The sequence below is a fragment of the Nocardioides proteolyticus genome, assembly GCF_051280635.3.
Taxonomy (GTDB): domain Bacteria; phylum Actinomycetota; class Actinomycetes; order Propionibacteriales; family Nocardioidaceae; genus Nocardioides.
The window spans coordinates 24,836-50,611 of the sequence record NZ_JBNBPO030000002.1 but is presented as its reverse complement, the minus strand read 5'-3'; the positions used below and the strand labels follow the sequence as shown (position 1 = coordinate 50,611).

Below are 25,776 nucleotides of genomic sequence, written 5' to 3'. Positions count from 1 at the left end.
ACAGGTGTACAGTGCCATACCAAGCAAATGCTTGGTAGGCCCGTCGAGAAGGAGAGCGCGCGGTGAGCGACACCATCCCCGCAGCGTTGCGGGAGGCCGCGGAGCGGTTCGCCGACAAGGCGGCGTACGTCGACACCGAGGCCGGCCGCACCCTGAGCTACGCCGGCCTCCTGAACGCCGTGCGCCGCACGGCCCGCGGCTACGTCGCGGCCGGGCTCGAGCCCGGCGGGCGGGTGGCGCTCTGGGCTCCCAACAGCCTGGACTGGGTGGTGGCGGCCCTGGCCGCGACGTACGCCGGCGGCACCCTGGTGCCGCTCAACTCCCGCTACACCGGCCACGAGGCCGCCGACATCGTGGACCGCTCCGGCGCCGCGGTCGTCGTGGTCGCGGACGGCTTCCTCGGGCGCACCCAAGTCGCGGACCTGCGGGCCGCCTCGCCGCTGGCCCAGGTCCGCGAGATCATCGACATCGCGGACCTGCCGGCACTGGTGGAGCGTGGCGCCGCGGTCGACGAGGCCGCCGTCGAGGCCCGCGCCGACGCGGTCTCCCCCGACGACATCGCCGACATCCTCTTCACCTCCGGCACCACCGGACGCCCGAAGGGTGCGATGACCGCCCACCGGCAGACGGTGAACGTCTCGCGGATCTGGGGCGAGATCGGCGGCGTCACCGCCGACGACCGCTACCTGGTGATCAGCCCGTTCTTCCACTCCTTCGGCTACAAGGTCGGCATCGTCACCGGCCTCACCACGGGCGCGACGCTCTACCCGGTGGCCACCTTCGACGTCGACCGCGTCCTGCGCCTCATCCAGGACGAGGCGATCTCGGTCCTCCCCGGCGCACCGACGATCTACCAGTCGCTCCTCGCGGCTCCCCAGCGCGCCGACCACGACCTCGGGTCGCTGCGGCTGGCCGTCACCGGAGCGGCCGTCGTCCCGGTGGTGCTCGTGGAGCGGATGCTCGCCGACCTCGGTTTCGACACCGTCGTCACCGCCTTCGGGATGACCGAGGCGGTCGTGGTGACGATGGCTCGTCACGGCGATCCGCCCGAGCTGGTCGCGAGCACGTGCGGACGCGCGATCCCGGGGATGGAGACCCGGATCCTGGACCCCGACGAGCACGGAGCGGGCGAGCTGCTGGTGCGTGGCGACTTCGTGATGCAGGGGTACCTCGACGACCCGCAGGCCACCGCCGAGGCGATCGACGAGGACGGTTGGCTGCACACCGGCGACGTGGGCACCCTCGACGACCAGGGCAACCTGCGGATCACCGACCGGCTCAAGGACATGTACATCTCCGGCGGCTTCAACGTCTATCCCGCCGAGGTGGAGCAGACCCTGCTGCGGATGGACGGCGTGGTCGACGCCGCTGTCGTCGGCGTGCCCGACGAGCGGATGGGCGAGGTCGGGAAGGCGTTCGTGGTCCGCGCCACCGGCGCCGAGCTCTCCGAGGCCGACGTCGTGGCGTTCGCCAGGGAGCGCCTGGCGAACTTCAAGGTGCCGCGCCAGGTCGAGATGGTCGATGCCCTGCCCCGCAACCTCGGGGGCAAGGTGCTCAAGAACGAGCTGAGGAACAGGTAGTGGATCTGGAGCTGAGTGAGTCCGAGCTGGCCTTCCAGGCCGAGGCCCGGGAGTGGCTGTCCGCGAACGTGCCGGCCGAGCCGCTGCCGTCGATGGACACCGCCGAGGGCTGGGCGGCCCACCAGGAGTGGGAGGCCCGGCTCGCCGCGGACCGCTGGTCGGTGGTGTCCTGGCCGCGGGACTACCACGGCCGCGACGCCTCGCTCGTGGAGTGGGTGGTGTTCGAGGAGGAGTACTACCGCGCCGGCGCTCCGGGCCGCGTGTCCCAGAACGGCATCTTCCTGCTCGCTCCGATCATCTTCGAGCACGGCACCAAGGAGCAGCAGGACCGGTTCCTCCCGTCGATGGCCACCGGCGAGCGGATCTGGGCGCAGTGCTGGAGCGAGCCCGAGGCCGGCTCCGACCTGGCGTCCCTGAAGTCGACCGCACGGCGCGACGACGACCGCGGCGGCTGGGTGCTCAACGGCCAGAAGACCTGGTCGTCGCGAGCGGCGTTCGCCCACTGGGGCTTCGGGCTGTTCCGCTCGGACCCGGAGGCGGCGCGCCACCACGGCCTGACCTACTTCCTCTTCCCGCTCGACGCCGACGGCGTCACCGTGCGGCCGATCGCCCAGCTCGACGGCGAGGCCGGCTTCGCCGAGGTGTTCTTCGACGAGGTCTTCGTGCCCGATGCCGACGTGCTCGGAGCGCCCGGCGACGGCTGGCGGGTGGCGATGAGCACCGCCGGCAACGAGCGCGGCCTGTCGCTGCGCTCCCCCGGCCGGTTCACCGCGGCGGCCGACCGGCTCGTCGCGCTGTACGGCGAGCGCCCGGACCCCCGCGCCGCGGACGCCGTCGTCGACGCGTGGCTCAAGGCCGAGGCCTACCGGCTCTACACCTGGGGGACGGTGACCCGGCTCGCGGCCGGCGGCGACGTCGGCGCGGCCGGGTCGGTCAACAAGGTGTGGTGGAGCGAGCTCGACGTCGCGCTGCACGAGACCGCGCTCGACCTGCTCGGCCCCGACGCCGAGCTGGAGTCGCGGTGGCTCGACGGCTACACCTTCGCGCTGTCGGGCCCCATCTACGCCGGCACCAACGAGATCCAGCGCAACATCGTGGCGGAGCGGATCCTCGGTCTTCCCCGCGAGTCGAGGGGAGAGCGCCGATGAGGTTCGAGCTCACGTCCGACCAGAGCGACTTCGCCGCGGCGCTCGACGCGTTGGTCGCCGGCAGCGACCCGGTCGGCGTCGCGCGCGCGTGGGCCGACGGCGACACCGCGCCCGGCCTGAAGCTCTGGCGGCGCATCGCCGAGCAGGGCGTCAACGCGCTCCTGGTCGACGAGGACGCCGGCGGGATGGGCGCCACCCCCGTCGAGCTGGTCGTCGCGCTCGAGGTGCTCGGCCGGCACGCCGTCCCCGGGCCCTGGGTGGAGAGCGCGGCCTACCTGCCCGTGGCGCTGGCGGACGCCGACCTGCTGGGCCGGGTCGCCGAGGGCGCGGTCGGGACCGCAGCAGCGGCGCCCGTGGCGCCGTACGCGCTGGACGCCGACGTCGCCTCGGTGGTGGTCAGCGCCGACGGGGAGACCCTGTGGTCCGCGACCGCCGGCGAGCGGCAGCGGGCGTCGGTCGACCGCACCCGGCGTCTGTTCACCGCGGAGGTCGGCGAGGCGCTGGCCGCGACGGACCTCGCCGGTGCGCTCGACATGGCGGCCCTGGCCACGGCCGCGCAGCTCCTCGGCGCGGGCGAGCGGGTGCTCGCCGACTCGGTCGGCTACGCGAAGCAGCGTCGGCAGTTCGGCCGCGAGATCGGCTCCTACCAGGCGATCAAGCACCGGCTCGCCGACGTGCGGATCGCCCTCGACTTCGCCCGCCCGCTGGTCTTCGGCGCCGCCCTCGACCCGACACCCCGTGCGGTGTCCGCGGCGAAGGTGATGGCGGCCGACGCCGCCTACCTGTCCTCCCGCACCGGCCTGCAGGTGCACGGCGCGATCGGCTACACCCAGGAGTTCGACCTCAGCATCTGGCTGACGAAGATCCGGGCGCTGGTCGGCGCCTGGGGGACGCCCGCGTTCCACCGCGCGCGGATCCTGGACACGCTCACCGGGGCGCAGTGATGGACTTCGCGCTCAGCGAGGAGCAGGCCGAGCTCGCCGCCACGGTCCGCGGCCTGCTCGACAAGCGCGCCGACTCGGCGGCCGTGCGGGCCGCCTCCACCTCGCCGGCCGGGCACGACGAGTCCCTGTGGGCCACGCTCTGCGAGCAGATCGGCGTCGCGGCGCTCGCCGTCCCCGAGGAGTACGACGGCGTCGGCGCGACCTTCTTCGAGACCGCGGTGGTCCTGGAGGAGCTCGGCCGCTCGCTCGCGCCCTCTCCCCTGCTGGCCACGACCGTCGCGACCGAGGCCCTGCTCGCCGGCGGCGACGAGGAGATGAAGCAGCGTCTGCTCCCCCGCATCGCGGCGGGCGAGATCGCGACCCTCGCGCGCGACTCCGGGCCCGTGCTCGACGGCGACCGCGTCGCGATCCTGCTGGCCGTCCAGGGCGACGACCTGGTGGAGGTCGACCTCGACTCGGTCGAGCCGCGTTGGGTCGAGTCGATGGACCAGAGCATCCGCCTGGCGCGGGTGGACCTGGGCGGTGCGAGCGTGACCCCGGTCGGCGACGGGCGCGCCGCCCTCGCCCGCGCCGAGCTCGTCGGGGCCGCCGCCGTCTCGGCGCTCGCGGTCGGGCTCTGCGACCGGGCGCTCCGGATGACGGTGGCCTACAGCTTGGAGCGGGTGCAGTTCGGCCGGCCGATCGGGTCGTTCCAGGCGCTGAAGCACCGGATGGCGGAGATGCTGTGCCGCACGGAGCTGGCGCGCTCCGCCAGCTGGGCCGCGTCGTACGCGATCGCCGAGCGCAGGGCCGGACCCGACGCCCGAGCCGACGCCGGCGCCGACGCCTCGCAGGTCGAGCTGCTGACCCGGTCGGCGGCGTCGTACGCCCTCGAGGCGGCGGCGCACCTGGCCGGCGAGTGCATCCAGCTGCACGGCGGCATCGCGATCACCTGGGAGCACGACGCCCACCTGGTGTTCAAGCGCGCGCACGCCCTCGGGCAGCTGTTCGGGGCACCGCACCGGCACCGGGCCGCCGTCCCGCTCTGAGCCGGCCTCAGCGTGCCGGGTTGGTGCAGTCGATGGCGTCGACGACGGCGCGCGAGCGCTGGTAGGGCAGCGGGCACCAGTGCACGCGGACCCGCACCGGGTCGCTGGACGCCCGCTGGGTGCGGACGTGGTACCAGCGCAGGCCCGCCCTGCGCGGTCGGTGGCGGAACTCGACGATCCCGTCGCTGTTGGTCCGCTTGACGTCGACGACCTGCCACGACGCCCTCCGGGACAGCTTCACCCGGAGCACGATCCTGGTGTCGCGCGTGGTGCGGGCCCGCAGGCGCACGACTTGGCCGCGTCCCTCGTGCCGGCGCACCGCGCGGAACCGGATGCCTCCCGCCCGCGCGGCCAGCCGCCCGGACGTCGGCGCCGGCGCGGAGCCGGTGGTGTGGGCCATGGCCGGTCGGGCCGGCGCAGGGGTGGCGGCGAGGGCGCTGCTGTCCCGGGTCGCGGCGAGGAGGTTCCGGATCGCACCGGTGAGCGGGTAGGCGATCAGGTACTTCGTGCCGGACGTCGTGCGCCGGGAGGTGATGGCCCAGATGAAGCCGACGTCGCGGTAGAGCATGCCCAGGTACCACGGGCCGCCGCTGGCTCCGCCGTTCATGGCGCACGCGATCTTGGCGTCCCCGCTGCCCGCGAACGACGACGTCGACCCGGCGCAGCGGTGCGCGTACTCCCCGCTGTACGGCGACTCCGCGGGCCAGCCCCACACCCGGACGTCGGTCTGGCGCGGGGGGTGGTTCCAGGCCAGCCCGTTGCCGCCGACGACGTCGACCAGGCGTCGCCCGTTGCGGGGCAGCACCTCGATCAGCGCCTGGTCGTAGGCGAGGTCGCCGTTCCTGACCCACTGGCTGTGGGTCACGGCGCGGGCGCCGACCCAGCGGCCGTCGGGGGCGGAGCCGTTGCGGTAGCGCGGCACGAAGAGGAAGTTGGTGAAGTAGCGCGAGGGGCTCAGCAGTCCGCCGGGGCCGGTGTGCGCGCAGTGGGCGGCCGTGATGATCACGTTCTTCTGGGCGGTGTTGACGGCCGCCGCGGAGCACACCGCGTCCCCTCCCGGGGTCGTGAAGAACAGCTTGCCCGCACTGCGCGGGGTCGACGTCGTCGCTCTGGCGCTGGTGCGCGGGGCCGCGCCCGTCCTGGGGACGAGCAGATCACCCGCCGCGTCCAGCCCGAGCGGCAGCGCGGCCGCCATCCGGCGCCGGGTCCAGTAGGCGAGGACCTCGTCGGCGTCGGCGGCCGTCGCGACGGTGGCCGTGCGCGCCGGCACGACCCGGGCGGACCGCTCGCTGGCGGTCGCGCCGCCGGTGACGGGCACCGCGAGGAGGAGACCGAGCACGAGCAACCCACCTGCGACCACCGCGACCCAGCGGGACGCCGGCCTCCACCTCATCTCGTGACCCCCATCACTCGACTACGGGGTCAACGCCGGCCGGAGCCTCAGGTCACGAGCGACCGACCCGTCAGTCGGCGGTGGTGCGGTAGCGGCCCTTGAAGTAGAGCAGCGGCTCGGTGACGGCCGCATCGTCGGCGTGGGTCTCGAGGTGCTGGACCCGCCCGATCACGACGTAGTGGTCGCCGCCCTCGTAGACGGCGTGGATGGTGCAGTCGAGGTGGGCGAGCGAGCCGTCGATGACCGGCGACCCGGTCGCGGCGGCCGGCTGCCAGGGGATGCCGGCGAACTTGTCGGCGCCCTTGGTGGCCATCTGCGCCGAGACGTGCTCCTGGTCGGCGGCGAGCACGTTGACGCAGAACCGCCCTGACCGCTGGATCAGCGGCCACGCCCGCGAGCTGCGGGCCGGGATGAAGAGTACCAGCGGCGGGTCGAGGGAGACGCTGGAGAACGACTGGCACGTCATGCCGACCGGCTCGCCGTCGACGCCGGTGGTCGTGACGACCGTGATGCCCGACGCGAAGCAGCCGAGCACGTCACGGAAGCGGCGCGCGGCGGCCCGGGCCTCGGGGTCGTCGTGGACCGCGACCTCCTCGCCCGGGCGGAACTCGAAGTCGACGTCGGCGTCGCCCAGCCAGGACTCGATCAGCGTGGGGTGCGGCCAGGTCTCGCGCGCGTCGGGGATGACGCCCGGGAGCTCGTCCCTGCGCGAGGGGTCCTTCTCTGCCGGCACAGCACCCACGGTAGCGATCCCCTGTCTGGTGACGGCGGTCAGGCCGCGCCGCCGCCGAAGTCGTGTCCCCAGTAGGAGACGGCGGTGGACTCGCGCGCGACCCACTTGCTGTCGTCGACGGTCAACCCCTCGGTGCCGAACTCGACGTCGAACCCGCCGGGCGACTTGACGTAGAAGGAGATCATCTCGTCGTTCATGTGCCTGCCGAGGGTCGCGGACAGGTGCGCGCCGTGCTTGCGCACCCGCTCGAGGGCGCGGCCGACGTGGTCGAGCTCGTCGACCTCGAACATCACGTGGACGCACTTGCTCGGGTTCGGCATCGGCAGGAACGCCAGCGAGTGGTGGCGCGGGTTGACGCCGAGGAAGCGCAGCCACACCTTGCTGCCGGGCTCCTTGCCGACGAACTCCCCCGGCATGCTCATCGAGTCGCGCAGCCGGAAGCCGAGGACCTCGGTGTAGAACCGCAGCGCCTCCACGTCGTCGAGGACCGGCAGCACGATGTGGCCCATGCCCTGGTCGCCGGTGACGAACCTGGCGGCGTACGGCGTCACGAGCGGCCGTGCCTCGTAGGTGATGCCGTGGTAGAGCTCGAAGACGTTGTCCCACGGGTCGCGGAAGCGCACCAGCTCCTGCACGCGGCGCTCGTCGAGCTCCTCGCGGGTGCCCTCCTCGAACTCCACGCCGGCCTTCTGGAGGTGCTCGCGCGCGGCCTGCAGGGCCTGGTGGTCGGCGACCTCCCACCCGGAGCAGTCGAGCTGGTCGACGTCGGCAGGGAAGACCACGACGCGGGCCGAGACCTCGTCGATCCGCCAGTACTGGTGCGTCGGGTCGGGGCCCCGCCCCTCCGCCAGGCCCAGCACCTTGCCGGCGAAGGTCCGCCAGGCGTCCAGGTCGGTGCTGGCGACCCGGATGTAGCCCATGGACTTGATGTCGATCGTCATGACGAACGCTCCTGGTGGCGGCCGAGGAAGCCGACCGTGACGTCGCGGAACTCCTCGGCCGCCTCGATCTGGGCCCAGTGACCGCAGTTGGGGAAGACGTGCAGCTGCGCCTTGGGGATGAGCTTGAGCGCGGTGAACGCGCCGTCGAGCGGGTTGACCCGGTCCTCGCGGCCCCAGGTCAGCAGCGTGTGCTTGCGCAGGCGGTGCGCCTCGCGCCACAGCATGCCGTCCTCGGCGGTCTCGGGGTTCCAGAACGACATGCCCATCGACCGCATCGCGTCCTGCGCGCCGGGGGCGGTGGCGTCGGCGAACCGCTCCTCGACCAGCTCGTCGGTCACCAGCGTCTGGTCGACGACCATGGTCGAGATGAAGGCCCGCAGCGTCTCGCGGCTGGGGTTGGCACCGAAGTCCATCAGCCGCTGCACGCCCTCGGTCGGGTCGGCGTGGAACAGGTTCAGGGACAGGCCGCCCGGCCCCATCAGCACCAGCCGGCCGACCCGGTCGGGATGGCTGAGCGCGAGCCGCATCGCCGTGCCGCCGCCGAGGCTGTTGCCGAGCAGGTGCACCTTCTCGATGCCCAGCTCGTCGAGCAGGGAGACCACCGCCTCGGCCGAGAAGCGGTAGTAGTTGCCCACCACGGGCGGCTTGTCGGAGCCGCCGAAGCCGGGCTGGTCGACCAGGATCGTGCGGTACTCCGCGGCGAAGCCCGGCAGCGCCGGCCCGAAGTTGGACCAGGCGGAGGCACCCGGGCCGCCGCCGTGGAGCATGACCAGCGGCAGCCGGGCGGCGTCGGGAGCCGGCCGGCCGGCGTCCTCGACCAGCGCGCTGTCGTAGAGGTTGAGGGTGATCTCGCCGGCCGCCTCGGTCTTGACCGGGACGGAGCGGCGGGTGCCCTTCTTGGAGTAGTCGGCCACCGTCAGTACATCCCGGGGTCGATCTTGTGCCCGAACTGCTGGGCGCCGTACATCTGCAGGGCGCGCTCGGGGTCGTTGGCGGCGTGCACCCGCCCGGCGTGGGCGTCACGCCAGGCGCGCTGGAGGTAGGTGCCCTCCGCGAGCGCGCGGCCGCCCGAGGCCTCGAACAGCGAGTCGATCGCCTCGATCGCCCGGACGCTGCCGAGCACCTGGTCGCGGCGCACCCGCAGCCGCAGCTCGAGCGGGATCTGCTCGCCGCGGGCGACGTGGGCCTGCTCCTCGCGGATGTTGCTCATCAGCAGCGCCCAAGCGGCGTCGATCTCGGAGGACGCACGGGCGATGCGCACGGCCGCGAACGGGTCGAGCGACGCCTTCTCGCCGAGATAGGCCGCCCGGACCCGCTTCTGCTGCATCTCCACGTGCTCGGCGTAGGCGCCCTTCGCCATCCCGATGATGGGCGTCGCGATGGTGCTGGTGAAGATCGAGTGGAAGGGCAGCTTGTAGAGGTCGCCGGTGTTGACCGCCTGCCCGGGGCCGCGGCACATGCCGGTCTCGCCCATCGACAGGGTGAACGCCTCGGGCACGAAGACGTCCTCGACGATGATGTCGTTGGAGCCGGTGCCGCGCAGGCCGACCACGTTCCACACGTCGACGATCTGGTACTTCTCCCGCGGCACCATGAACGTCCGGAAGTCGACGACCTGGCCCTCCTCGTTGAAGACCAGACCGCCCAGCAGCACCCACGAGCAGTGGTCGCAGCCGGAGGAGAAGCTCCACTTGCCGTTGAGGGTGAAGCCGCCGTCGGTGACGGTGGCCTTGCCCGTCGGCGAGTACGACGAGGAGAGCCGCACGCTGGCGTCCTCGCCCCAGACGGCCTGCTGCGCCTCGTCGGCGAACAGCGCGACCTGCCACGGGTGGACGCCCACCACGCTGGAGACCCAGCCGGTGGAGCCGTCGGCCGAGGCGATGTCGCGCACGGCGGTGTAGAACGCGACCGGGTCGGCCTCGAGGCCGCCGTACCGCTGGGGCTGCAGGAGCCGGAAGAACCCGGTCTCCTCGAGCTCCTTGATCGACGCGTCCGGGATCACCCGCAGGCGCTCGGCCTCCTCGGCCCGCTCGCGGATGGTCGGGAGCAGGTCACGGACGCCGTCGAGGACGGCCTGCACCTCGGGGGCGAAGTCCTGGTTCATGCGGAGCTCCTGTTCGGAGGGAGTGATGGGTCAATACTAGAACACGTTCTAGTTTGTGCAAGCGCTACGCGCTGACGGGCTCGCCCGCCTCGCGCGCCGCCTCGGCCCGCAGCTGGAGCGCGATGTCGATGAGCTGGTCCTCCTGGCCGCCGATCAGCTTGCGCCGCCCGGCCTCGAGCAGGATCTGCGCGCCCGACACCCCGTAGCGCTCGGCGGCGTTGCCGGCGTGCTTGAGGAAGGAGGAGTAGACGCCGGCGTAGCCCATCATCAGCGTCATCCGGTCGAGCTGGCACTCCTCCGGCATCGCCGGCTTGATCACGTCCTCCGAGGCGTCGACGATCTTGAGGAAGTCGACGCCGGTGGTCCAGCCCAGCTTGTCGCAGACCCCGATGAACGCCTCCAGCGGCGTGTTGCCGGCCCCGGCGCCGAACCGGCGCACCGAGCCGTCGATCTGGGTGGCGCCCGCGCGGGCCGCGATCACCGTGTTGGCGACGCCGAGCCCCAGGTTCTCGTGGCCGTGGAAGCCCACGTCGGCCTGGCCGCCGATCTCCGCCACGACCGCCGAGACCCGGTCGGCGGTCTGCTCCATGATCAGCGCGCCGGCGGAGTCGACGACGTAGACGCACTGGCAGCCGGCGTCGACCATGATCCGCGCCTGCTTGGCGAGCACCTCGGGCGGCTGGGTGTGGCTCATCATCAGGAACCCGACGGTCTCCAGCCCGAGCTCGCGGGCCAGCCCGAAGTGCTGGATGGAGACGTCGGCCTCCGTGCAGTGGGTGGCGATCCGGCAGATCTGGCCGCCGTTGTCCTGGGCCGCGCGGATGTCGTCCTTGGTGCCGACCCCGGGCAGCATCAGGAAGGCGATCTTCGCGCGCTTCGCCGTCTCGGCCGCGATCCGGATCAGCTCCTGCTCCGGCGTCCGGGAGAAGCCGTAGTTGAAGCTGCTGCCGCCGAGCCCGTCGCCGTGGGTCACCTCGATCACCGGGATCCCCGACTCGTCGAGGGCACGGACGATGTCCTCGACCTCCTGCGCGGTGAACTGGTGCCGCTTGTGGTGCGAGCCGTCGCGCAGGCAGGTGTCGGTGAGCCGGAGGTCCAGCGCGCCCCACGGCTCGTCGCCGTGGGTGCCGGACCAGGTGCGCTCCAGGGCGTTGACGTCGGTCATCTCAGTTGCTCCCAGCCAGGATCGAACGGGCGATGTTCTCGCCGACCTGCGCGGCGGCGGCCGTCATGATGTCGAGGTTGCCGGAGTACGGCGGCAGGTAGTCGCCGGCGCCCTCCACCTCGACGAAGATGGAGACCCTGCGCATCCCCTTCGTGAAGTCCGACGGGCCGTCGAACTGCGGCTCCTGCAGCAGCCGGTAGCCCGGGACGTACTGCTGCACCGCCCGCTCCATCCGGTGCACCGAGTCGGCGATCGCGTCGGTGTCGGCGTCGGGGTCGACGGCGCAGAAGATGGTGTCGCGCATGATCATCGGCGGCTCGGCGGGGTTGAGGATGATGATCGCCTTGCCGCGCTCGGCGCCGCCGATCTCCTGCACGCCGGCGGCCGTGGTCCGGGTGAACTCGTCGATGTTGGCGCGGGTGCCGGGGCCGGCGCTCACGCTGGAGACCGAGGCGACGATCTCGGCGTAGGAGACGGGGGTGACGCGCGAGACCGCGTTGACCATCGGGATCGTGGCCTGCCCGCCGCAGGTGATCATGTTGACGTTGAGCGCGTCGACGTGGTCGGTCCCGTTGACGGGCGGGATCACCGCCGGGCCGACCGCCGCCGGTGTCAGGTCCACGGCCCGGATGCCGGCCTCGGCGTAGCGGGGCGCGTACTCCTTGTGCACGTAAGCCGACGTCGCCTCGAAGAGCAGGTCCGGCTTCGCGTCCTGCTTGAGCAGCCAGTCGACTCCCTCGTGGCTGACTTCGAGCCCCTTGTCGGCGGCGATCCGGAGCCCCTCGCTGGACGGGTCGACCCCGATCATCCAGCGCGGCTCGATGACGTCGCTGCGGAGCAGCTTGAAGAGCAGGTCGGTGCCGATGTTGCCGGGTCCGACCACCGCTGCGGTGAGCTTGTCCATGCCTTCACTCCTCGAACTCAGCCACCAGCGGCGGGAAGCCGCTGATGGACGCCTCCACCCGGTCACCCGGACCGAACGGCACGAACGGGCCCAGGGCCCCGGACAGGATGAGGTGGCCCGCGCGGAGCGGGTCGCCGAAGCGCCACGCCTGCACCGCCAGCCAGCGCAGCGCCTCGAGCGGGTCGCCGAGGCAGGCGGCTCCGGTGCCGGAGGACCGCTCCTCGCCGTTGATGGTGAGGGACATCGTGACCTCGCGCGGCTCCACCTCGTCGAGGGTGCGCCCCGCGTCCCCGACGACGTAGAGGCCGCTCGACGCGTTGTCGGCGACGGTGTCGGTGAAGCCGATGTCCCAGTCGGCGATGCGGGAGTCGACGATCTCGAGCGCCGGCAGCGCGACGTCGACGGCGGCCCGCACCGCGGCGAGGGTGAGCTCGTCCTCGGTCGCCGGCGCGAGGTCGGCGCCCAGCACGAAGGCGACCTCCGCCTCCACCCGCGGCTGCACGAGCGTCGCCATGGAGATCACGATGGCGCCCGTCTCGTCGGCGCCGGTCCGTCCCATGTCGCTCAGCAGGTAGCCGAAGTCGGGCTGGTCCACGCCGAGCTGGCGCTGCACGGCCTCCGACGTCGCCCCGATCTTGCGGCCGACGACGCTGGCGCCCGCGGCGAGCCGGCGTCGCACGAGGCCCTGCTGGACGGCGTACGCCGCCGCGAGGTCATCGGTGCCGATCAGGTCGCGGACCGCGGCGCACGGCACCCGGGTCTGCTGCGCGAGCGCCAGGCGCTCCACCGCCGCCGCGACGGCGTCTGGAGAGGTCACGGGGCAATACTAGAACCTGTTACAGTTTCGCGCCACGACGGGGTCAGGCGCCCCCGGCGATGGTCCGGGTCGTGCCGCGATCGGGGTCCCAGAGCCGCAGGCGGTCGAGCACCAGCTCGACGTCGGCATGGCCGAGGGCGTCGACCGCACGCTGGGCGTCGTCCCGCTCGACCCGCCGGGCGAGCGTCACGTGCGGCAGCCACCCGGCGTGCTGCCGGTCGGGCACCTGGACGCGGACCGCCAGCACCCGCCGCACCACGTCGTCGTCGATGTCGACGGCTCGCGCGACGGTCAGCCGCCGCCCACCGAGGAGCAGCAGGCCGGCCGCGCGGGCGCGCACCGGAAGCAGCGCGCCCAGGCGGGCCCGCGCGACGTCGAGCGCCTCGGACGGCAGCTCCGGCGCCGACACCACCGTCACGTGCGGCGCGTTGGTCGAGCCGGGGTGGTCGAGCTGGGAGGGCAGTCCGGCGTCGCGCAACGCCTGCCAGTCGCGACGGACCAGGGCCTGGCCCGCCTCGTCGGGGACCAGCTCGAGGGCGTGCAGCCGGGGCATCGGCCCAGTGTGGCCGACGGGTGGTGGGGCCCGCGCACGCGCGCCCGGGACAAAGTAGAACCTGTTACAGTTTGCCGTCATGACGGGTTCCTCTGTGCCTGCCGACCTGCCCGCCGAGGTCGACGTCGTGGTGGTCGGTGCCGGCGGCGCCGGGATGAGCGCCGCGCTCGCCGCGGGTCGCAAGGGGCTCGACACCGTGCTGATCGAGAAGAGCGCCTACTTCGGCGGCTCCACGGCACGCAGCGGCGGCGGGGTGTGGATCCCCGGCAACTACGCCCTTGCGGCGGCGGGACAGGTCGAGCCCGGCGACGCAGACCAGGCGCTCCGCTACCTCGACGCGATCGTCGGCGACAGCGCGCCGCGCGCCAACCGCGAGACCTACCTGCGTCGCGGCCCCGAGGTGATGGACTTCCTGCGCGACAACACGCCGCTGCGGTTCCGCTGGGTGCCGCAGTACGCCGACTACCACCCGGAGGCGCCCGGCGGGCGTGCCGCCGGGCGCAGCGTGGAGCCGGTGCCGATCGACGCGCGGTTCCTGGGCGAGGAGCTGGAGCGCCTGCACCCGCAGTACACCAAGGCGCCGGCGAACATGATCGTCACGCAGAAGGACTTCCGGAAGATCAGCCTCGGCATGCGCACGCTCGGCGGGCCGGTGACGATGCTGCTGGTCCTCGTGCGGCGGATGGCCGCGATGCTGCGGGGGCGCAAGATGTACGCGATGGGCAACGCCATCGCGATCGGCCTCCGCAAGGGCCTCATCGACGCCGGCGTACCGGTGCACTACGAGACCGAGCTCGAGGACCTGGTCATCGAGAACGGCCGGGTGGTCGGCGTACGTGTGCTGCGGGACGGCACCCAGCACGTGGTGCGGGCTCGGCGCGGCGTGGTCCTCGGCAGCGGCGGGTTCGAGCGCAACCTCGAGATGCGGGAGAAGTACCAGCCGCAGCCCACCTCGGTGGAGTGGACCACGGGCTCGCAGTTCAACACCGGCGGCGGCATCCTGGCCGGGGTCGCGGCCGGCGCCGAGGTGGCGCTCATGGACGACGCCTGGTGGGGCCCCACGATCCCGCTGCCGAGCGGTCCGTGGTTCTGCCTCGCGGAGCGCAACCTGCCCGGCTCGGTGATCGTCAACCAGGCGGGGCGCCGGTTCATGAACGAGGCACTCCCCTACGTCGAGGCCACGCACGCCATCTACGAGGGCGAGGCGACCGGCGTCGGCCACGTGCCGAGCTGGATGATCATCGACCAGCGCTACCGCAACCGCTACGTGTTCGCCGGCCTGATGCCGCGCCAGCCCTTCCCCGGCCGCTGGTTCAAGAACGGCACGGTCAAGAAGGCGCCCACGCTCCGCGCGCTCGCTGACGAGATCGGCGTCCCTGCCGACGCGCTGGAGGAGACGATCGCCCGGTTCAACGGGTTCGCGGCGAAGGGCGTCGACGAGGACTTCCACCGGGGCGAGTCGGCCTACGACAAGTACTACTCCGACCCGACGGTCAAGCCGAACCCGTCGCTGCACGTCATCGACCAGGCCCCGTTCTACGCCGTCAAGATCGTGCCGGGCGACCTCGGCACGAAGGGCGGCCTGGTCACCGACGACCGGGCGCGCGTGCTGCGTCCCGACGGCTCGGTGATCCCCGGTCTGTACGCCGCCGGCAACACCTCCGCCGCCGTGATGGGCCACACCTACGCCGGCCCCGGCGCCACCATCGGTCCCGCCCTCACCTTCGGCTACCTCGCCGCCGAGGACATCGAGAAGGAGTCCGCCTGATGCCCATCGACCCGTCCGTCGCGATCGGCGCCGACCTCGGCGCCCGCACGTTCAGCTGGTCGGAGTCCGACGTGCTGCTCTACCACCTCGGCATCGGCGCGGGCGCCCGCGAGGGCGACCACCTCTCCCCCGCCGCGCTGCGCTACACGCTCGACGGGCCGGGGCTCCAGGTGCTGCCGTCGTTCGGCGTCGTCGCACCGACGTTCCACGAGACCGACCCGCCGCCGCTCGACCTGCCGGGCTGCGACATCAACCTCGCCCAGGTGGTGCACGGCTCCCAGTCCATCTCCGTCAGCGGGCCGCTGCCCACCTCCGGCACGGCGACGATCCGCACCACGCTCACCGACGTGTGGGACAAGGGCAAGGCCGCGGTCATCTGGCAGGAGGGCGTGGCGACCGCCGGCACCGACGGGTCCGGCGAGGAGCTCTGGCGGGTGCGGTCGTCGATCTTCGTCAGGGGCGAGGGCGGCTGGGGCGGTGACCGGGGCTCGGCCGAGCCCGTCGCGGTGCCCGACCGCGCGCCCGACCACCTGTCGTCGTACACGGTGACGCCGCAGCAGGCCCTGCTCTACCGGCTCTGCGGCGACCGCAACCCGCTGCACGCTGACCCCGACTTCGCCAAGGCGGCAGGCTTCCCGGCGCCGATCCTGCACGGGCTGTGCTCCTACGGGATCGTGCTGCGGGAGCTGGCCGACGGACTGCTGGGCGCCGACGCGACCAGGGTGGGTGGGTTCGCGGCCCGGTTCGCCGGCGTGGTCTTCCCCGGCGAGACCATCCGCGTCGCGGGCTGGCAGGAGGACGGCCGGGTGGTCGCCACCGCGACCGTCGACGGCGGCGACCGGGACGGCTCCCCGGTGCTCGCCGACTGCGTGGTCACGCTTGCCTGACGGCCTAGCGTGGGTCCCGTCCGCACCCCCGACGAGAGGAATGACATGCCCACACGCACCGCACGCACCGCCTGGAACGGCGGCCTGACGGACGGCTCCGGCCAGGTCGAGCTGAGCTCGTCCGGCGTCGGCACCTTCGACGTCTCCTTCCCGAAGCGTGCCGCGGACGAGGCCGAGGGCACGACCAGCCCCGAGGAGCTGGTCGCCGCGGCCCACTCCTCGTGCTACTCGATGGCGCTGTCGAAGATCGTCGCCGACGCCGGCGGCACGCCCGTTGCCTTCGATGTCACCGCCGACGTCACGCTCGGCCCCGACCCGGCCGGCGGCAACCGGATCACCGGCATCAAGCTCACGGTGCGCGGCGAGGTGGAGGGCATCGACGACGCCACCTTCAAGGAGTGCGCCGACAAGGCCAAGGCCGGCTGCCCGATCAGCAAGGCACTCGCCGGCGTCGACGAGATCACCCTCGACGCAGCGCTCGAGAGCGCCTGACGCTCTCCGGTCTGCTCAGGCGGGGCGGACCTCGTCGCCGACCCGGACCGTCCCGCCCTCGAGCACCCGGAACACCGTTCCCCCGCGGCGCCGCAGCGCCTCCTGTGCGCCGGCGCCGATGGTGTCGTCAAGCAGCTTGCACGGCGCCGCGACCCGCACCGCCTCCAGGAGCACCGCCCCGATCAGGATCCTGCTGCCCGGGTCGCGCGGGACCGACCCGTGGCCGACCGTGATGTTGCGCCGGGTGAGGTGCGACGGCACCTCGCTGCCGTACGCCGCCGCGGCCCGGTCGAGGTCCTCCCGGCTCTGCACAGTGACGTGGCGGTGCTTCGTGCCGTGGTAGCGGTCACCGACGATCCCCTTGCCCGTCTCGACCTCGACCGACTCCTTGGCCTGCATCGGCAGCCGCCGTCCCTTCGCGACGTGGAGGGAGGCGACCGTCGGGGTGGGCACGCGGGAAGGGTACGGGAGATCGTGGCCTCGGGTTGCGTTCGGGTGACTCGCCCGCCGGCTGCGGTTTCGTAGGTGGTCCGGGGCCGTAAGAGCTTTTACGGGGGGAGGCTTCGCGTTGGGGCTGGGTCGCGTTGCCGGGTCGCCTTGCGTAGGTGACGGGGCGGGTTTCGTAGGTCGCGATGGCCGGGCCGTGGGGCCGGTGCGCGCCACTTTCCGTCCACATCGCCGGACGGGGAATCGCCTGTCCCCAGGCGGGTTTCGGGCTCGGGGTTGTGTCGGTGGCTGGTGCTTTGATGGGTGTCATGGAACGGCGGATGGGCACCGACGCGGGAGGGCAGTACGACGGCTGCTCGACCGCGGAGCTGCTCGCCCACATCGCCGGTGGCGTCCGTGCTCGCCGGTCGCTGATGATCCAGGAATGGGTCGCCATCGTGGCCTGGGCCGACCAGAACATCGTCGACTGCGAGGAAGGCGCCGCCACGCTCATCGAGGACTATGTCGACACCGGGATCCCGATCGCCGGCCCGGGAGCACCACTGGTCTCGGAGTTCGCGCTGATGGAGCTGATCGCGACCCTGGAACGCACCCCCGATGGTGGCCGCGCCTACGTCGGCCGGGTCATCGGATGTGCGTGGCGACTCAAGCACATCTACGCCGCCGTCCTCACCGGCCGCTGTGCGCCGTGGAAGGCCGAACGGGTCACCGACCTCACCCACGACCTCAGCCCCGAGGCCGCTGCACACGTCGACCGGAAGCTCGCCCCGCACATCCGGTCCTGTTCCTGGCGGGAGGTCGAGCACCACATCGACGAAGCCATCACCCTCTACGACCCCGACGCTGCAGCGGCCCGCCGTGAGGAGTCCGCCGACTCCCGGCGGTTCGACGTCCACCTCGACCACGTCACCGACGGCGTGGTCCACGTCGACGGGATCCTCGACGCCGCTGATGGTGCCGACCTGGACACCGCCGTCAACCGCCGCGCGGTGTTGTTGGGCAAGCTCGGCCACGACGGGACGCTCGATGTGCGGCGGGCGGTCGCCGTCGGCGACCTCGCCCGCAACGACCTCACCCTCGACCTCGAGACCGTCGACGAGTCCACCGGCGAGGTCACCACCGCATCCCGCGGCCGGAAGGCCGTGCTCAACGTCCACGTCTCGGATGCCGCCATCACCGGGAGCTCGGATGAGCAGGTTGCGCCGGTGGGGCGGTGGGAGGACCAGCAACGCCCCATCACCGTCGCACAGATCAAGGAGTGGCTCGGCATTTCTGGGACGACGGTGGTCGTGCGGCCGGTGATCGACCTCGCCGGACATGTCCCGGTGGACTCCTACGAGATCCCCGACCGCCACCGCCAACAAGTGCAGCTGCGCGACCACCACTGTGCGTTCCCGTGGTGCGGCCGCAGGGCGTCGCGCTGCGACCTCGACCACGCCCTCCCCCACAGCCAGGGCGGGGTGACGTGTCCGTGCAACCTCGTCCCCGCCTGTCGGGCACACCATCGGGCGAAGACGTTCTCCACCTGGCGCTACGTCATCGTCCAACCCGGCACCTACCTGTGGATCACCCCCAACGGGCGGCACTTCCTCGTCGACCACACCGGCACCAGGACCCTCGACCCACCCGTCCACATCGACCAGGCCGTTCATGGCCCGCCGCCGGACCATGACTCCCGGCCTTGGCCGATCCAGACCGGCCCACCCTGCCCCGGCTAGGGACCACGCCCCACACCCCACCGCCAGGTGGGGCCAGAGGCATGTCCGGGCGTGCGTCACGGCGAGCCGGGCGCCGCTTCGAGCGCGTCCCCTAGGTTGGGGCCATGGCAACCGCAGGTCGAGTGGCGGTCCGGTGACCGACCCGCCGGACGCCCAGGACCGCTACGTGGCGCACGGCCTGGTCCAGCGCGACGGGGACTGCCTCTTCCTGCTGCGTCGACCGGGCAGGTACCTCGGCGGGCGGTGGGACATCCCGGGCGGTACGGTGAAGGCGGGCGAGGCGCCGGCCGAGGCTGCCGTGCGCGAGTGCCGGGAGGAGACCGGCCTTCGCGCGTCAGCGGGTGACGAGGTCTCCCGGTTCCGCAACCGCGACACCGAGGGTCGGGACCTGGTATTCCACACCATCACCTACCGGCTCGACCTGCTGGAGGACGACGACGTGCCCGTCCGGCTCCAGCGCGCGGAGCACGTGGACCACCGGTGGCTCCCGCCCGGGCGCGCGCTCGAGCTGCCCCTGGTGTGGCACGTCGAATGCACGCTGCGCGAGGTTCTCAACGCCGGGGCGTGACGGCTTCGGTCACCCTTGGGCGGCGGCGGCCCGCTCCCGCAGCGCCTGGACCATCCGGTCGGGATCGTCGGCGGAGTAGACGGCCGAACCGGCGACGAAGACGTCGGCCCCTGCCTCGGCGCACCGCTCGATGGTCTCCAGGGAGACGCCGCCGTCGACCTGGAGCCAGGTCTCGACGCCGTGCTTGTCCATGAGCTGGCGGGCCCGGCGGATCTTCGGGAGGCACAGGTCGAGGAACTTCTGGCCTCCGAACCCGGGCTCCACCGTCATGATCAGCACCATGTCGAGCTCGCCGAGCATGTCCTCGTAGGGCTCGATCGGCGTCGCTGGCTTGAGCGCCATCGACGCGCGGGCGCCCGCGGCGCGGATCTCGCGCGCCAGGCGGACGGGCGCCTTGGCGGCCTCGACGTGGAAGGTGACCGAGCCGCAGCCGGCCTCGACGTAGGCGGGCGCGTGGCGGTCGGCGTCCTCGATCATCAGGTGGGCGTCCAGCGGCACCGAGCTTGCCCGCGCGAGCGCCTCCACCATCGCCGGGCCGAAGGTCAGGTTGGGCACGAAGTGGTTGTCCATCACGTCGACGTGCACCCAGTCGGCGCCGGGGATCCGCGCGACCTCCTCACCGAGCCTGGCGAAGTCGGCGTTGAGGATGCTCGGCGTGATCTGGATGTGGCCCACGGGCGGCCACTCTAGTGGTCGGTCCGGCGGAGCAGCCCCTCCTGCTCCACCACCTCCAGCGCGAGTGTGCGATAGCCGACATCCTCGAACAGGACGGTGATCCGGTCGTCCTCGACGTCGGTCACGACGCCCGGCCCGAACTCCTCGTGCGCCACGTGCGCCTGCACCGGGAAGGCCGCGTCGCCCTGGTCGGCGAGTTCGGGCGCGACGCCGGACCGGCAGTTGTCACACACCTCGCACCGGTCGACCTGCTCCCCGAAGTAGCCGACCAGGAACTCCGCCCGGCAACGGTCGGTCTCGGCGTAGGCACGCATCATGTCGACCCGGGAGCGCTCCAGCCTGCGGTGCGCCTCGGCGAGCTCACGTACGGCGTCCGCGCTCTCCTCCGCACCGAGGTTGCCGTGCACCTCGCGGACCAGGTCGAGGAGGTTCAGGATCCGGCCCGCCTTGCGCCGCCCCACCTCGGCGGCGCGCGCGACCTCGGCCGGCTCCACCCGCGCCAGGTCGCGCACGGCCGCCACCACGCGGCGTACGTCGGCCTGGCGGGGCACCCCCGCCGAGAAGAACCGGCCGAGCGCCAGGTCCTCGGGCCGGTAGACCAGCAGGCCGGTGGCCGGCTCGCCGTCCCGGCCGGCCCGGCCGACCTCCTGGTAGTAGGTGTCGGGCGACTCCGGCACCTGGACGTGCACGACGAACCGGACGTCGGGCTTGTCGATGCCCATCCCGAACGCCGAGGTGGCGACGACCGTGTCGACCTCGTCGGCCATGAACGCCTCGTGCGCGGCCTCGCGCCGGCGATGGCTCAGACCCGCGTGATAGACCGCCGTACGACGCCCCTGCCGGCCCAGCAGGTCGGCGTACTCCTCCGCTGCGGGGCGGGTGCGGCAGTAGACGATCCCCGCGCCCTCCAGCTCCGCCACCCGCTCCAGCACCGTGGCGCGCTGGTCGTCCTCGCTCTCGACACGGATGACGCCGAGCGCGAGGTTGTCGCGGGCGAACCCGGAGACGACGGTCCGCGGGTCGCGCATCCGCAGCCGGTCCACGATGTCGTCACGGACCGGTGGCGCCGCGGTCGCCGTCATCGCCACGATCCGTGGCTCCCCGCGCTCACCGCCCAGCTCGCCGACCAGCTCACCCAGCCGGAAGTAGTCGGGACGGAAGTCGTGCCCCCACGCCGACACGCAGTGCGCCTCGTCCACCGCCACCAGGCCGGGACGCGCATCGGCGACCCGCCGCCGGACGTCGGGGTTGGCGAGCTGCTCAGGGGCGAGGAACAGGAAGTCCACCTCCGCGGCGGCTGCTGCGTCGAGCACGGACGACCGCTCGCGCTCTCCCTCCGCCGAGCTCAGCCGCGCCGCCCGCAGGCCGCTCGGACCGTTCGCGATGCTGTCGATCTGGTCCTGCTGGAGGGCCAGCAGCGGCGAGACCACGACCGTGCAGCCGTCGATCATGGCGCCCGCGACCTGGTAGACCAGCGACTTGCCCGACCCGGTGGGTGAGATCAGCAGCACGTCGTGGCCGTCGACCAGCGCGCGCATCGCCTCCTCCTGGCCAGGGAGCAGCGACGGGTGGCCGAAGTCGTCGCGGGCGACCTCGCGAATGGCTCGGGCGCTCGACGTCACCCGCCTCTGATACCCCCGACGGCGGTCGGCATGCAGCGACGTGACGGCCGACGCAGCGACGGAAGTGCTCCGATCCGCCTCCCCAGTGCCGATTCGTGGTGACAGCACCGCAAAGGGGGACGACATGCCGATGATGAACAGCGAGGCGCGCAAGCGGGCCGAGGGCCAGCGCACCCGTCCAGCCACCGTGTCCGACCCGCTCGCCGGCGCGACCCAGCTCGCCGACCAGTGGGACCGCGAGGCCGACCGCGAGGACGCGTGCGGCAACGGCATCGCCGCGGTCATCCTCCACGCTCACGCCGAGGAGCTGCGCGCCGCGATCGCCCGGGCACCGCTCAGCGCCTGACCGTCACTCCTGGCCGTCACTCCAGGCCGTCACGCTCGGCCCACTCCAGGAGGGGCGCGATGTCGAAGACGTGCTGGTCGATGTCGTGGTGCAGGTCGCCGAGCTCGGCGTACCGCGCCGGGACCGTGCGGATCGTGAAGTCACGAGGGTCGGCCGCGTCGATCTCGTCCCAGCGGACCGGCGTGGACACTCGCGCGTCCGGCAGCCCACGCACCGAGTAGGCGGCGGCGATCGTGTGGTCGCGGGCGTTCTGGTTGTAGTCGACGAAGACGCAGTGCGGGTCGCGGTCCTTCTTCCACCACGTGGTGGTGACCAGTTCCGGGGCGCGCCGCTCCACCTCCAGCGCGAAGGCGAGCGCGCCGCGGCGTACGGTCTTGTGGTCGTGATCGGGGCGGATCCGCACGTAGACGTGGAGGCCCTTGCTGCCGCTGGTCTTGGGATAGCCGACGGCGCCGAGCTCGTCGAGGACCTCGTGGGCGACGTGGGCCACCTTGCGCACGGTGTCGTACGACGCCTCCGGGCCCGGATCGAGGTCGATCCGCCACTCGTCCGGCTGCTCCGTGGCGCCGCGGCGGCTGTTCCACGGGTGGAACTCGACCGTCGACATCTGCACCGCCCAGATCACCGCGCCGAGCTCGGTCACGCAGAGCTCGTCGGCGGTCCGCTTCCAGCGCGGGAAGAACAGCTCCACGGTCTCCACCCAGGGCGGCGCGCCGGCCGGGAGCCGCTTCTGGTGCACCTTCTCCCCCGCGAGCCCCTTCGGGAAGCGGTGCAGCATGCACGGCCGCTCCCAGAGCGCGTTGACGATGCCGTCGCCGACGGAGAGGTAGTAGTCGACGAGGTCGAGCTTGGTGGCGCCGATCTCGGGGAAGTACACCCGGTCCGGGTTGCTCACCCGGATCACCCGGTCGTCGACCTCCACCTCGACCGCCGGAGCCTTGCTCGCCATGCTCTGAGGCTAGTGGCAGGGCGGGCGCCACCGGCGGCGACGAGCCCGACCGCCGCGAGGGCGACGAGCGCGGCGGCCGGGACGGTGAGGGCGTCGACGCCGCTGCGGGCGACCAACCCGGAGGCGAGCGCGGCCCCCACCGCGATGCCGCCGTTGAAGACGACGGGGATCAGCGCGCCGGCGAGCGCCCGGTGCTCGGGACCGGCGAGCCGCAGGATCGAGGTCTGGGCGAGCGGCGGCAGAGCGCCGGAGGCCGCGCCCCAGAGCACCACGACGAGCACGCCGGCCCACGGGCTGCGCTCGGCGACGGCCAGCGCGAGCACGCCGCCCGCGGTAGCGAGCGTCGCGAGGGCCAGGGCGCCGCGGGTCCGGCCGGACACCCGGCCGGCGATCGCCACACCGACGGCGGAGGCGAGGCCGAAGAGGAGCAGCAGGCCGCCCATGCCGCCGGGCACGACGCCGGCCGGGCGCTCCGCCAGCCGGGTGATGAAGGTGTAGGTGCCGTAGTGGCCGACCAGGACCACGCCGACCAGCACGGTCACGACGGCCATCGGCCGGACCGACCGCCGGCCGGCGGCGGCGGCCGAGTCGGCCACCAGGTCGCGGGCCGGCGCGTCCGGGACGACCGAGCGGACCAGCGCCGCGCCGGCCAGGCTCGCCACCGCGAGGACCCAGAACGACGCGCGCCACCCAGCCAGGTCGGCGACGAACCGCCCCACCGGTGTGCCGAGCACCATGCCGAGCGTCGCGCCGCCCAGCACCACGGCCGTGGCCCGCCCCAGGAGGTGGTCGGGCACCAGGTCGGCGACGTGGGCGTTGACCGTGGCCCAGAGCAGTCCGACCGACGCTGCGCCCAACACCCGGGCAGCCAGCGCGACCTCGTAGGACGGCGCGACTGCGGTCACCGCGGCGGAGGCGGCGAAGGCGAGCAGGCTGCCCGCCACGACGGTCGGGCGCGCGATGCGACGGGTGAACCGCACCAGCGGAAAGCTCGTCACCACCACGACGGCCGCCCAGATGCTGACGAGCAGGCCTGCCGCGGACTCCGCGACGTCGAGGCCGGCGCTCATCTGGGGAAGCACGGCGGTGGGCAGCATCTCGCCGGTGACCATGACTAAGGTGGCGGAGCCGAGGACGAGCAGCGCCGGCCAGGGCAGGTCTTCGGGGACCGCCGGTCCGGCCGGCGGAACGGATGTCGTTGTCGTCGTCATGTCACCGACGGTAAAGTCTGACACTGATGTCAATGTCAAGGTCGATGTGAGGCAGCAGACATGAAGATCGGTGAGCTCGCCCGGCGCACAGGAGTCGCGGCCCGGCTGATCCGCTACTACGAGCAGCAGGGCCTGCTGAGCGCACGGCGTGCCGACAACGGCTACCGGACCTACACCGAGGAGCACGTCGAGCGGGTCGAGCGGGTCGCCGGCCTGGTCCAGGCCGGCATCCCGACCCGGCTGGTGAAGGTGCTCATCGAAGCCGAGGAGGCCTGCGCCCGGGAGCAGCCGACCTGTCCGCGTGAGGTCGCCGAGCTGCTCAGCGCCGAGCTGGTGGGGCTGGAATCGCGGATCGCCTGCCTGACCAAGAGCCGCGACACGATCCACCGCTACCTCGAGCAGACGCAGGCCGACGTGCCGGCGCGCGCCTAAGAGGCGCGGTCAGCCGGTCCTGCGCAGCAGCGCGAGGAACATCGCGTCGGTGCCGTGCCGGTGCGGCCACAGCTGGGCGGTGCCGGGCAGGGGGCCGTCGGCGCCGGCGACCCCCGGCAGCAGCGGCCGCACGTCGTCGACGGCCAGGTCGGCGTGGGCGGCCAGCACCGCGTCGACGACCTCGGCGGTCTCGGCGAGGACCGGTGAGCACGTCGCGTACAGCAGCACTCCCCCGGGCCGCAGCAGTCGCACGGCCTCGTCCGCGAGCGCCCGCTGGAGGACCACGAGGTCCGCGAGGTCGGCCTCGCTGCGTCGCCAGCGGGCCTCCGGTCGGCGCCGGAGCGCGCCGAGCCCGGTGCAGGGCGCGTCGAGCAGGACCCGGTCGATGCTGCCGTCGGCGAAGGGCGCCCGCCTGCCGTCGGCGTTCAGCACCCCCAGCAGCCCGGCCGACCCGGCTCCGCCGGCGGCGCGGGCGACGAGCCGGGCACGATGGTGGTGGATCTCGGTGCCGACCAGCCCGGCCCCTCGCTCCGCGGCGAGGGCGGCCAGCAGCGACGCCTTGCCACCGGGTCCGGCACAGAGGTCCAGCCACCGTTCGTCACGGCCTTCGACGTCGGCGGTGGCGGCGGCGAGCGCGACCAGCTGCGACCCCTCGTCCTGCACTCCCGCCCGGCCCTCGGCCACGGCGGGGACCGCTCCCGGGTCGCCGCCCTTGAGCACCACCCCGAAGGGCGAGTACGGCGTCGGCTGCCCCGGCAGCTCGTCGCGGGTCGCCCTCCCGGGACGGGCCACCAGCGTCACCCTCGGGGGCACGTTGTCGGCGGCGAGCAGCGCGGGCAGCTCGTCCTCTGCGGACAGGAGGGCGCGCCGCAGCTCGGTGACGACCCACGCCGGATGGCTGTGCGCCACCGCCAGGTCATCGGGCGCGACCTCGCCCAGCCACTCCTCGAGCGACCGGGACGCGACCTTGCGCAGGACCGCGTTCGCGAAGCCGGAGGCCCCGGGACCGACCTCGGAGCGGACGATCTGCACCGCGGTGTCGATGGCCGCGTGGCTCGGCACACGCATCGCGAGCAGCTGGTGTGCGCCCAGGCGCAGGACGTCGAGCACCTTCGCCTGCACCTTCGCCAACGGTCGCGCGCTGCAGGCGGCGAGGATGGCGTCGTAGGTGCCCTGCCGGCGGATCGTGCCCGAGGCGAGCTCGGTGACGAACGCGGCGTCGCGACCGCTGAGACCGTGCCGCGCGAGCACGGCCGGCAGGACGAGGTTGGTGTAGGCGCCCTCGACCCGGACGGCCTTGAGCACCTCGAAGGCGGCCAGCCGGGCGGCGTCGGGTCGCCTGCTCACGCGG

26 protein-coding genes are annotated in these 25,776 nt (G+C 72.9%); 11 read left to right on the top strand and 15 right to left on the bottom strand.

Translation table 11 applies throughout. The features are described from left to right. The first annotated feature begins 62 nt into the window (after positions 1 to 62). From ACPOLA_RS01370 to ACPOLA_RS01355, 4 genes are read left to right on the top strand one after another with little or no spacing between them, the layout of a single operon-like run. Positions 63 to 1,580, top strand: coding sequence for a FadD3 family acyl-CoA ligase (locus tag ACPOLA_RS01370; RefSeq protein ID WP_435768561.1), 1,518 nt, complete (start codon positions 63 to 65; stop codon positions 1,578 to 1,580). Beyond that, positions 1,580 to 2,728, top strand: a complete 1,149-nt coding sequence (locus ACPOLA_RS01365; protein ID WP_435768560.1) for an acyl-CoA dehydrogenase family protein — start codon at positions 1,580 to 1,582, stop codon at positions 2,726 to 2,728. Before ACPOLA_RS01370 ends, ACPOLA_RS01365 begins: the two co-directional genes overlap by 1 nt. After that, entirely contained in the window at positions 2,725 to 3,672 is a 948-nt protein-coding gene (locus tag ACPOLA_RS01360) for an acyl-CoA dehydrogenase family protein (RefSeq protein ID WP_435768559.1), read from the top strand. Before ACPOLA_RS01365 ends, ACPOLA_RS01360 begins: the two co-directional genes overlap by 4 nt. Then, complete coding sequence (locus tag ACPOLA_RS01355) at positions 3,672 to 4,700, top strand: acyl-CoA dehydrogenase family protein (protein ID WP_435768558.1); 1,029 nt, start codon at positions 3,672 to 3,674, stop codon at positions 4,698 to 4,700. Before ACPOLA_RS01360 ends, ACPOLA_RS01355 begins: the two co-directional genes overlap by 1 nt. Before the next feature lie 7 nt (positions 4,701 to 4,707). On the opposite strand, the gene ACPOLA_RS01350 is transcribed toward ACPOLA_RS01355, so the two are convergent. From ACPOLA_RS01350 to ACPOLA_RS01310, 9 genes are all read right to left on the bottom strand, one after another. Next, positions 4,708 to 6,093 (bottom strand): trypsin-like serine peptidase, encoded by a 1,386-nt coding sequence (locus tag ACPOLA_RS01350; protein WP_435768557.1) that lies wholly within the window; start codon positions 6,091 to 6,093, stop codon positions 4,708 to 4,710. Positions 6,094 to 6,163: 70 nt separating this feature from the next. Continuing rightward, on the bottom strand, positions 6,164 to 6,826 hold the full coding sequence (locus tag ACPOLA_RS01345; RefSeq protein ID WP_435768556.1) for a flavin reductase family protein: 663 nt from the start codon (positions 6,824 to 6,826) through the stop codon (positions 6,164 to 6,166). A gap of 38 nt (positions 6,827 to 6,864) precedes the next feature. Next, positions 6,865 to 7,767 carry an iron-dependent extradiol dioxygenase HsaC gene (gene hsaC, locus ACPOLA_RS01340; RefSeq protein WP_435768555.1) on the bottom strand — a complete coding sequence of 301 codons (903 nt, stop codon included), beginning with the start codon at positions 7,765 to 7,767 and terminating at the stop codon, positions 6,865 to 6,867. Next, positions 7,764 to 8,681, bottom strand: coding sequence for a 4,5:9,10-diseco-3-hydroxy-5,9,17-trioxoandrosta-1(10),2-diene-4-oate hydrolase (gene hsaD / locus ACPOLA_RS01335; RefSeq protein ID WP_435768554.1), 918 nt, complete (start codon positions 8,679 to 8,681; stop codon positions 7,764 to 7,766). Before hsaD ends, hsaC begins: the two co-directional genes overlap by 4 nt. A gap of 2 nt (positions 8,682 to 8,683) precedes the next feature. Further along, a complete protein-coding gene (hsaA, locus tag ACPOLA_RS01330) occupies positions 8,684 to 9,871 on the bottom strand; it encodes a 3-hydroxy-9,10-secoandrosta-1,3,5(10)-triene-9,17-dione monooxygenase oxygenase subunit (RefSeq protein ID WP_435768553.1) in 1,188 nt (395 codons plus the stop codon). A gap of 64 nt (positions 9,872 to 9,935) precedes the next feature. Continuing rightward, on the bottom strand, positions 9,936 to 11,036 hold the full coding sequence (dmpG, locus tag ACPOLA_RS01325; RefSeq protein ID WP_435768552.1) for a 4-hydroxy-2-oxovalerate aldolase: 1,101 nt from the start codon (positions 11,034 to 11,036) through the stop codon (positions 9,936 to 9,938). A gap of 1 nt (position 11,037) precedes the next feature. Next, positions 11,038 to 11,940, bottom strand: coding sequence for an acetaldehyde dehydrogenase (acetylating) (locus ACPOLA_RS01320; protein ID WP_435768551.1), 903 nt, complete (start codon positions 11,938 to 11,940; stop codon positions 11,038 to 11,040). A 4-nt stretch (positions 11,941 to 11,944) separates the two neighbouring features. Next, entirely contained in the window at positions 11,945 to 12,757 is an 813-nt protein-coding gene (locus tag ACPOLA_RS01315) for a 2-keto-4-pentenoate hydratase (protein WP_435768550.1), read from the bottom strand. Positions 12,758 to 12,800: 43 nt separating this feature from the next. Further along, positions 12,801 to 13,310 (bottom strand): 2'-5' RNA ligase family protein, encoded by a 510-nt coding sequence (locus ACPOLA_RS01310; RefSeq protein WP_435768549.1) that lies wholly within the window; start codon positions 13,308 to 13,310, stop codon positions 12,801 to 12,803. A 79-nt stretch (positions 13,311 to 13,389) separates the two neighbouring features. Here ACPOLA_RS01310 and kstD point away from each other — a divergent pair, with 79 nt between their 5' ends. From kstD to ACPOLA_RS01295, 3 genes are read left to right on the top strand one after another with little or no spacing between them, the layout of a single operon-like run. Beyond that, positions 13,390 to 15,078 (top strand): 3-oxosteroid 1-dehydrogenase, encoded by a 1,689-nt coding sequence (gene kstD, locus ACPOLA_RS01305; RefSeq protein WP_435768548.1) that lies wholly within the window; start codon positions 13,390 to 13,392, stop codon positions 15,076 to 15,078. Beyond that, the gene (locus tag ACPOLA_RS01300) at positions 15,078 to 15,965 is read left to right on the top strand and encodes an enoyl-CoA hydratase ChsH3 (RefSeq protein ID WP_435768547.1); all 888 of its coding nucleotides are present in this window, start codon (positions 15,078 to 15,080) and stop codon (positions 15,963 to 15,965) included. Before kstD ends, ACPOLA_RS01300 begins: the two co-directional genes overlap by 1 nt. 45 nt (positions 15,966 to 16,010) lie before the next feature. Continuing rightward, positions 16,011 to 16,457 (top strand): OsmC family peroxiredoxin, encoded by a 447-nt coding sequence (locus tag ACPOLA_RS01295; RefSeq protein ID WP_435768546.1) that lies wholly within the window; start codon positions 16,011 to 16,013, stop codon positions 16,455 to 16,457. Positions 16,458 to 16,472: 15 nt separating this feature from the next. Here the strand turns inward: ACPOLA_RS01295 and ACPOLA_RS01290 are convergent, their stop codons facing one another. After that, positions 16,473 to 16,910, bottom strand: a complete 438-nt coding sequence (locus ACPOLA_RS01290; protein WP_435768545.1) for an MOSC domain-containing protein — start codon at positions 16,908 to 16,910, stop codon at positions 16,473 to 16,475. Between the two features lie 302 nt (positions 16,911 to 17,212). On the opposite strand from ACPOLA_RS01290, the gene ACPOLA_RS01285 reads away from it, so the two are divergent. Next, the gene (locus ACPOLA_RS01285; protein ID WP_435768544.1) at positions 17,213 to 18,622 is read left to right on the top strand and encodes an HNH endonuclease; all 1,410 of its coding nucleotides are present in this window, start codon (positions 17,213 to 17,215) and stop codon (positions 18,620 to 18,622) included. Between the two features lie 133 nt (positions 18,623 to 18,755). Continuing rightward, positions 18,756 to 19,190, top strand: a complete 435-nt coding sequence (locus tag ACPOLA_RS01280) for an NUDIX hydrolase (protein ID WP_435768543.1) — start codon at positions 18,756 to 18,758, stop codon at positions 19,188 to 19,190. Positions 19,191 to 19,199: 9 nt separating this feature from the next. On the opposite strand, the gene rpe is transcribed toward ACPOLA_RS01280, so the two are convergent. Further along, positions 19,200 to 19,865, bottom strand: coding sequence for a ribulose-phosphate 3-epimerase (gene rpe / locus ACPOLA_RS01275; RefSeq protein ID WP_435768542.1), 666 nt, complete (start codon positions 19,863 to 19,865; stop codon positions 19,200 to 19,202). Between the two features lie 11 nt (positions 19,866 to 19,876). Beyond that, positions 19,877 to 21,487, bottom strand: coding sequence for a RecQ family ATP-dependent DNA helicase (locus ACPOLA_RS01270; RefSeq protein ID WP_435768541.1), 1,611 nt, complete (start codon positions 21,485 to 21,487; stop codon positions 19,877 to 19,879). Positions 21,488 to 21,611: 124 nt separating this feature from the next. Here ACPOLA_RS01270 and ACPOLA_RS01265 point away from each other — a divergent pair, with 124 nt between their 5' ends. Continuing rightward, positions 21,612 to 21,833, top strand: a complete 222-nt coding sequence (locus ACPOLA_RS01265; protein ID WP_435768540.1) for a hypothetical protein — start codon at positions 21,612 to 21,614, stop codon at positions 21,831 to 21,833. 16 nt (positions 21,834 to 21,849) lie between these two features. Here ACPOLA_RS01265 and ligD read toward each other — a convergent pair whose 3' ends face one another. Beyond that, positions 21,850 to 22,782, bottom strand: coding sequence for a non-homologous end-joining DNA ligase (gene ligD / locus ACPOLA_RS01260; RefSeq protein ID WP_435768539.1), 933 nt, complete (start codon positions 22,780 to 22,782; stop codon positions 21,850 to 21,852). Then, the gene (locus ACPOLA_RS01255; RefSeq protein WP_435768538.1) at positions 22,734 to 23,993 is read right to left on the bottom strand and encodes an MFS transporter; all 1,260 of its coding nucleotides are present in this window, start codon (positions 23,991 to 23,993) and stop codon (positions 22,734 to 22,736) included. Before ACPOLA_RS01255 ends, ligD begins: the two co-directional genes overlap by 49 nt. A 60-nt stretch (positions 23,994 to 24,053) precedes the next feature. On the opposite strand from ACPOLA_RS01255, the gene ACPOLA_RS01250 reads away from it, so the two are divergent. Further along, a complete protein-coding gene (locus ACPOLA_RS01250) occupies positions 24,054 to 24,425 on the top strand; it encodes a MerR family transcriptional regulator (RefSeq protein WP_435768537.1) in 372 nt (123 codons plus the stop codon). A 9-nt stretch (positions 24,426 to 24,434) separates the two neighbouring features. Here ACPOLA_RS01250 and ACPOLA_RS01245 read toward each other — a convergent pair whose 3' ends face one another. Continuing rightward, on the bottom strand, positions 24,435 to 25,772 hold the full coding sequence (locus ACPOLA_RS01245; RefSeq protein ID WP_435768536.1) for an RsmB/NOP family class I SAM-dependent RNA methyltransferase: 1,338 nt from the start codon (positions 25,770 to 25,772) through the stop codon (positions 24,435 to 24,437). Positions 25,773 to 25,776: the final 4 nt, after the last annotated feature.

Excerpts from the sequence above, each read along its gene's own strand:
- ACPOLA_RS01295 (WP_435768546.1), top strand. The coding sequence starts at position 16,011 with ATGCCCACACGCACCGCACGCACCGCCTGGAACGGCGGCCTGACGGAC.
- hsaC (WP_435768555.1), bottom strand. The coding sequence starts at position 7,767 with ATGACGATCGACATCAAGTCCATGGGCTACATCCGGGTCGCCAGCACC.
- ACPOLA_RS01355 (WP_435768558.1), top strand. The coding sequence starts at position 3,672 with ATGGACTTCGCGCTCAGCGAGGAGCAGGCCGAGCTCGCCGCCACGGTC.
- ACPOLA_RS01310 (WP_435768549.1), bottom strand. The coding sequence starts at position 13,310 with ATGCCCCGGCTGCACGCCCTCGAGCTGGTCCCCGACGAGGCGGGCCAG.
- ACPOLA_RS01300 (WP_435768547.1), top strand. The coding sequence starts at position 15,078 with ATGCCCATCGACCCGTCCGTCGCGATCGGCGCCGACCTCGGCGCCCGC.
- ACPOLA_RS01265 (WP_435768540.1), top strand. The coding sequence starts at position 21,612 with ATGCCGATGATGAACAGCGAGGCGCGCAAGCGGGCCGAGGGCCAGCGC.
- hsaA (WP_435768553.1), bottom strand. The coding sequence starts at position 9,871 with ATGAACCAGGACTTCGCCCCCGAGGTGCAGGCCGTCCTCGACGGCGTC.
- ACPOLA_RS01360 (WP_435768559.1), top strand. The coding sequence starts at position 2,725 with ATGAGGTTCGAGCTCACGTCCGACCAGAGCGACTTCGCCGCGGCGCTC.
- ACPOLA_RS01350 (WP_435768557.1), bottom strand. The coding sequence starts at position 6,093 with ATGAGGTGGAGGCCGGCGTCCCGCTGGGTCGCGGTGGTCGCAGGTGGG.
- ACPOLA_RS01285 (WP_435768544.1), top strand. The coding sequence starts at position 17,213 with ATGGAACGGCGGATGGGCACCGACGCGGGAGGGCAGTACGACGGCTGC.
- dmpG (WP_435768552.1), bottom strand. The coding sequence starts at position 11,036 with ATGACCGACGTCAACGCCCTGGAGCGCACCTGGTCCGGCACCCACGGC.
- ligD (WP_435768539.1), bottom strand. The coding sequence starts at position 22,782 with ATGGCGAGCAAGGCTCCGGCGGTCGAGGTGGAGGTCGACGACCGGGTG.
- ACPOLA_RS01250 (WP_435768537.1), top strand. The coding sequence starts at position 24,054 with ATGAAGATCGGTGAGCTCGCCCGGCGCACAGGAGTCGCGGCCCGGCTG.
- ACPOLA_RS01255 (WP_435768538.1), bottom strand. The coding sequence starts at position 23,993 with ATGACGACGACAACGACATCCGTTCCGCCGGCCGGACCGGCGGTCCCC.
- ACPOLA_RS01320 (WP_435768551.1), bottom strand. The coding sequence starts at position 11,940 with ATGGACAAGCTCACCGCAGCGGTGGTCGGACCCGGCAACATCGGCACC.
- kstD (WP_435768548.1), top strand. The coding sequence starts at position 13,390 with ATGACGGGTTCCTCTGTGCCTGCCGACCTGCCCGCCGAGGTCGACGTC.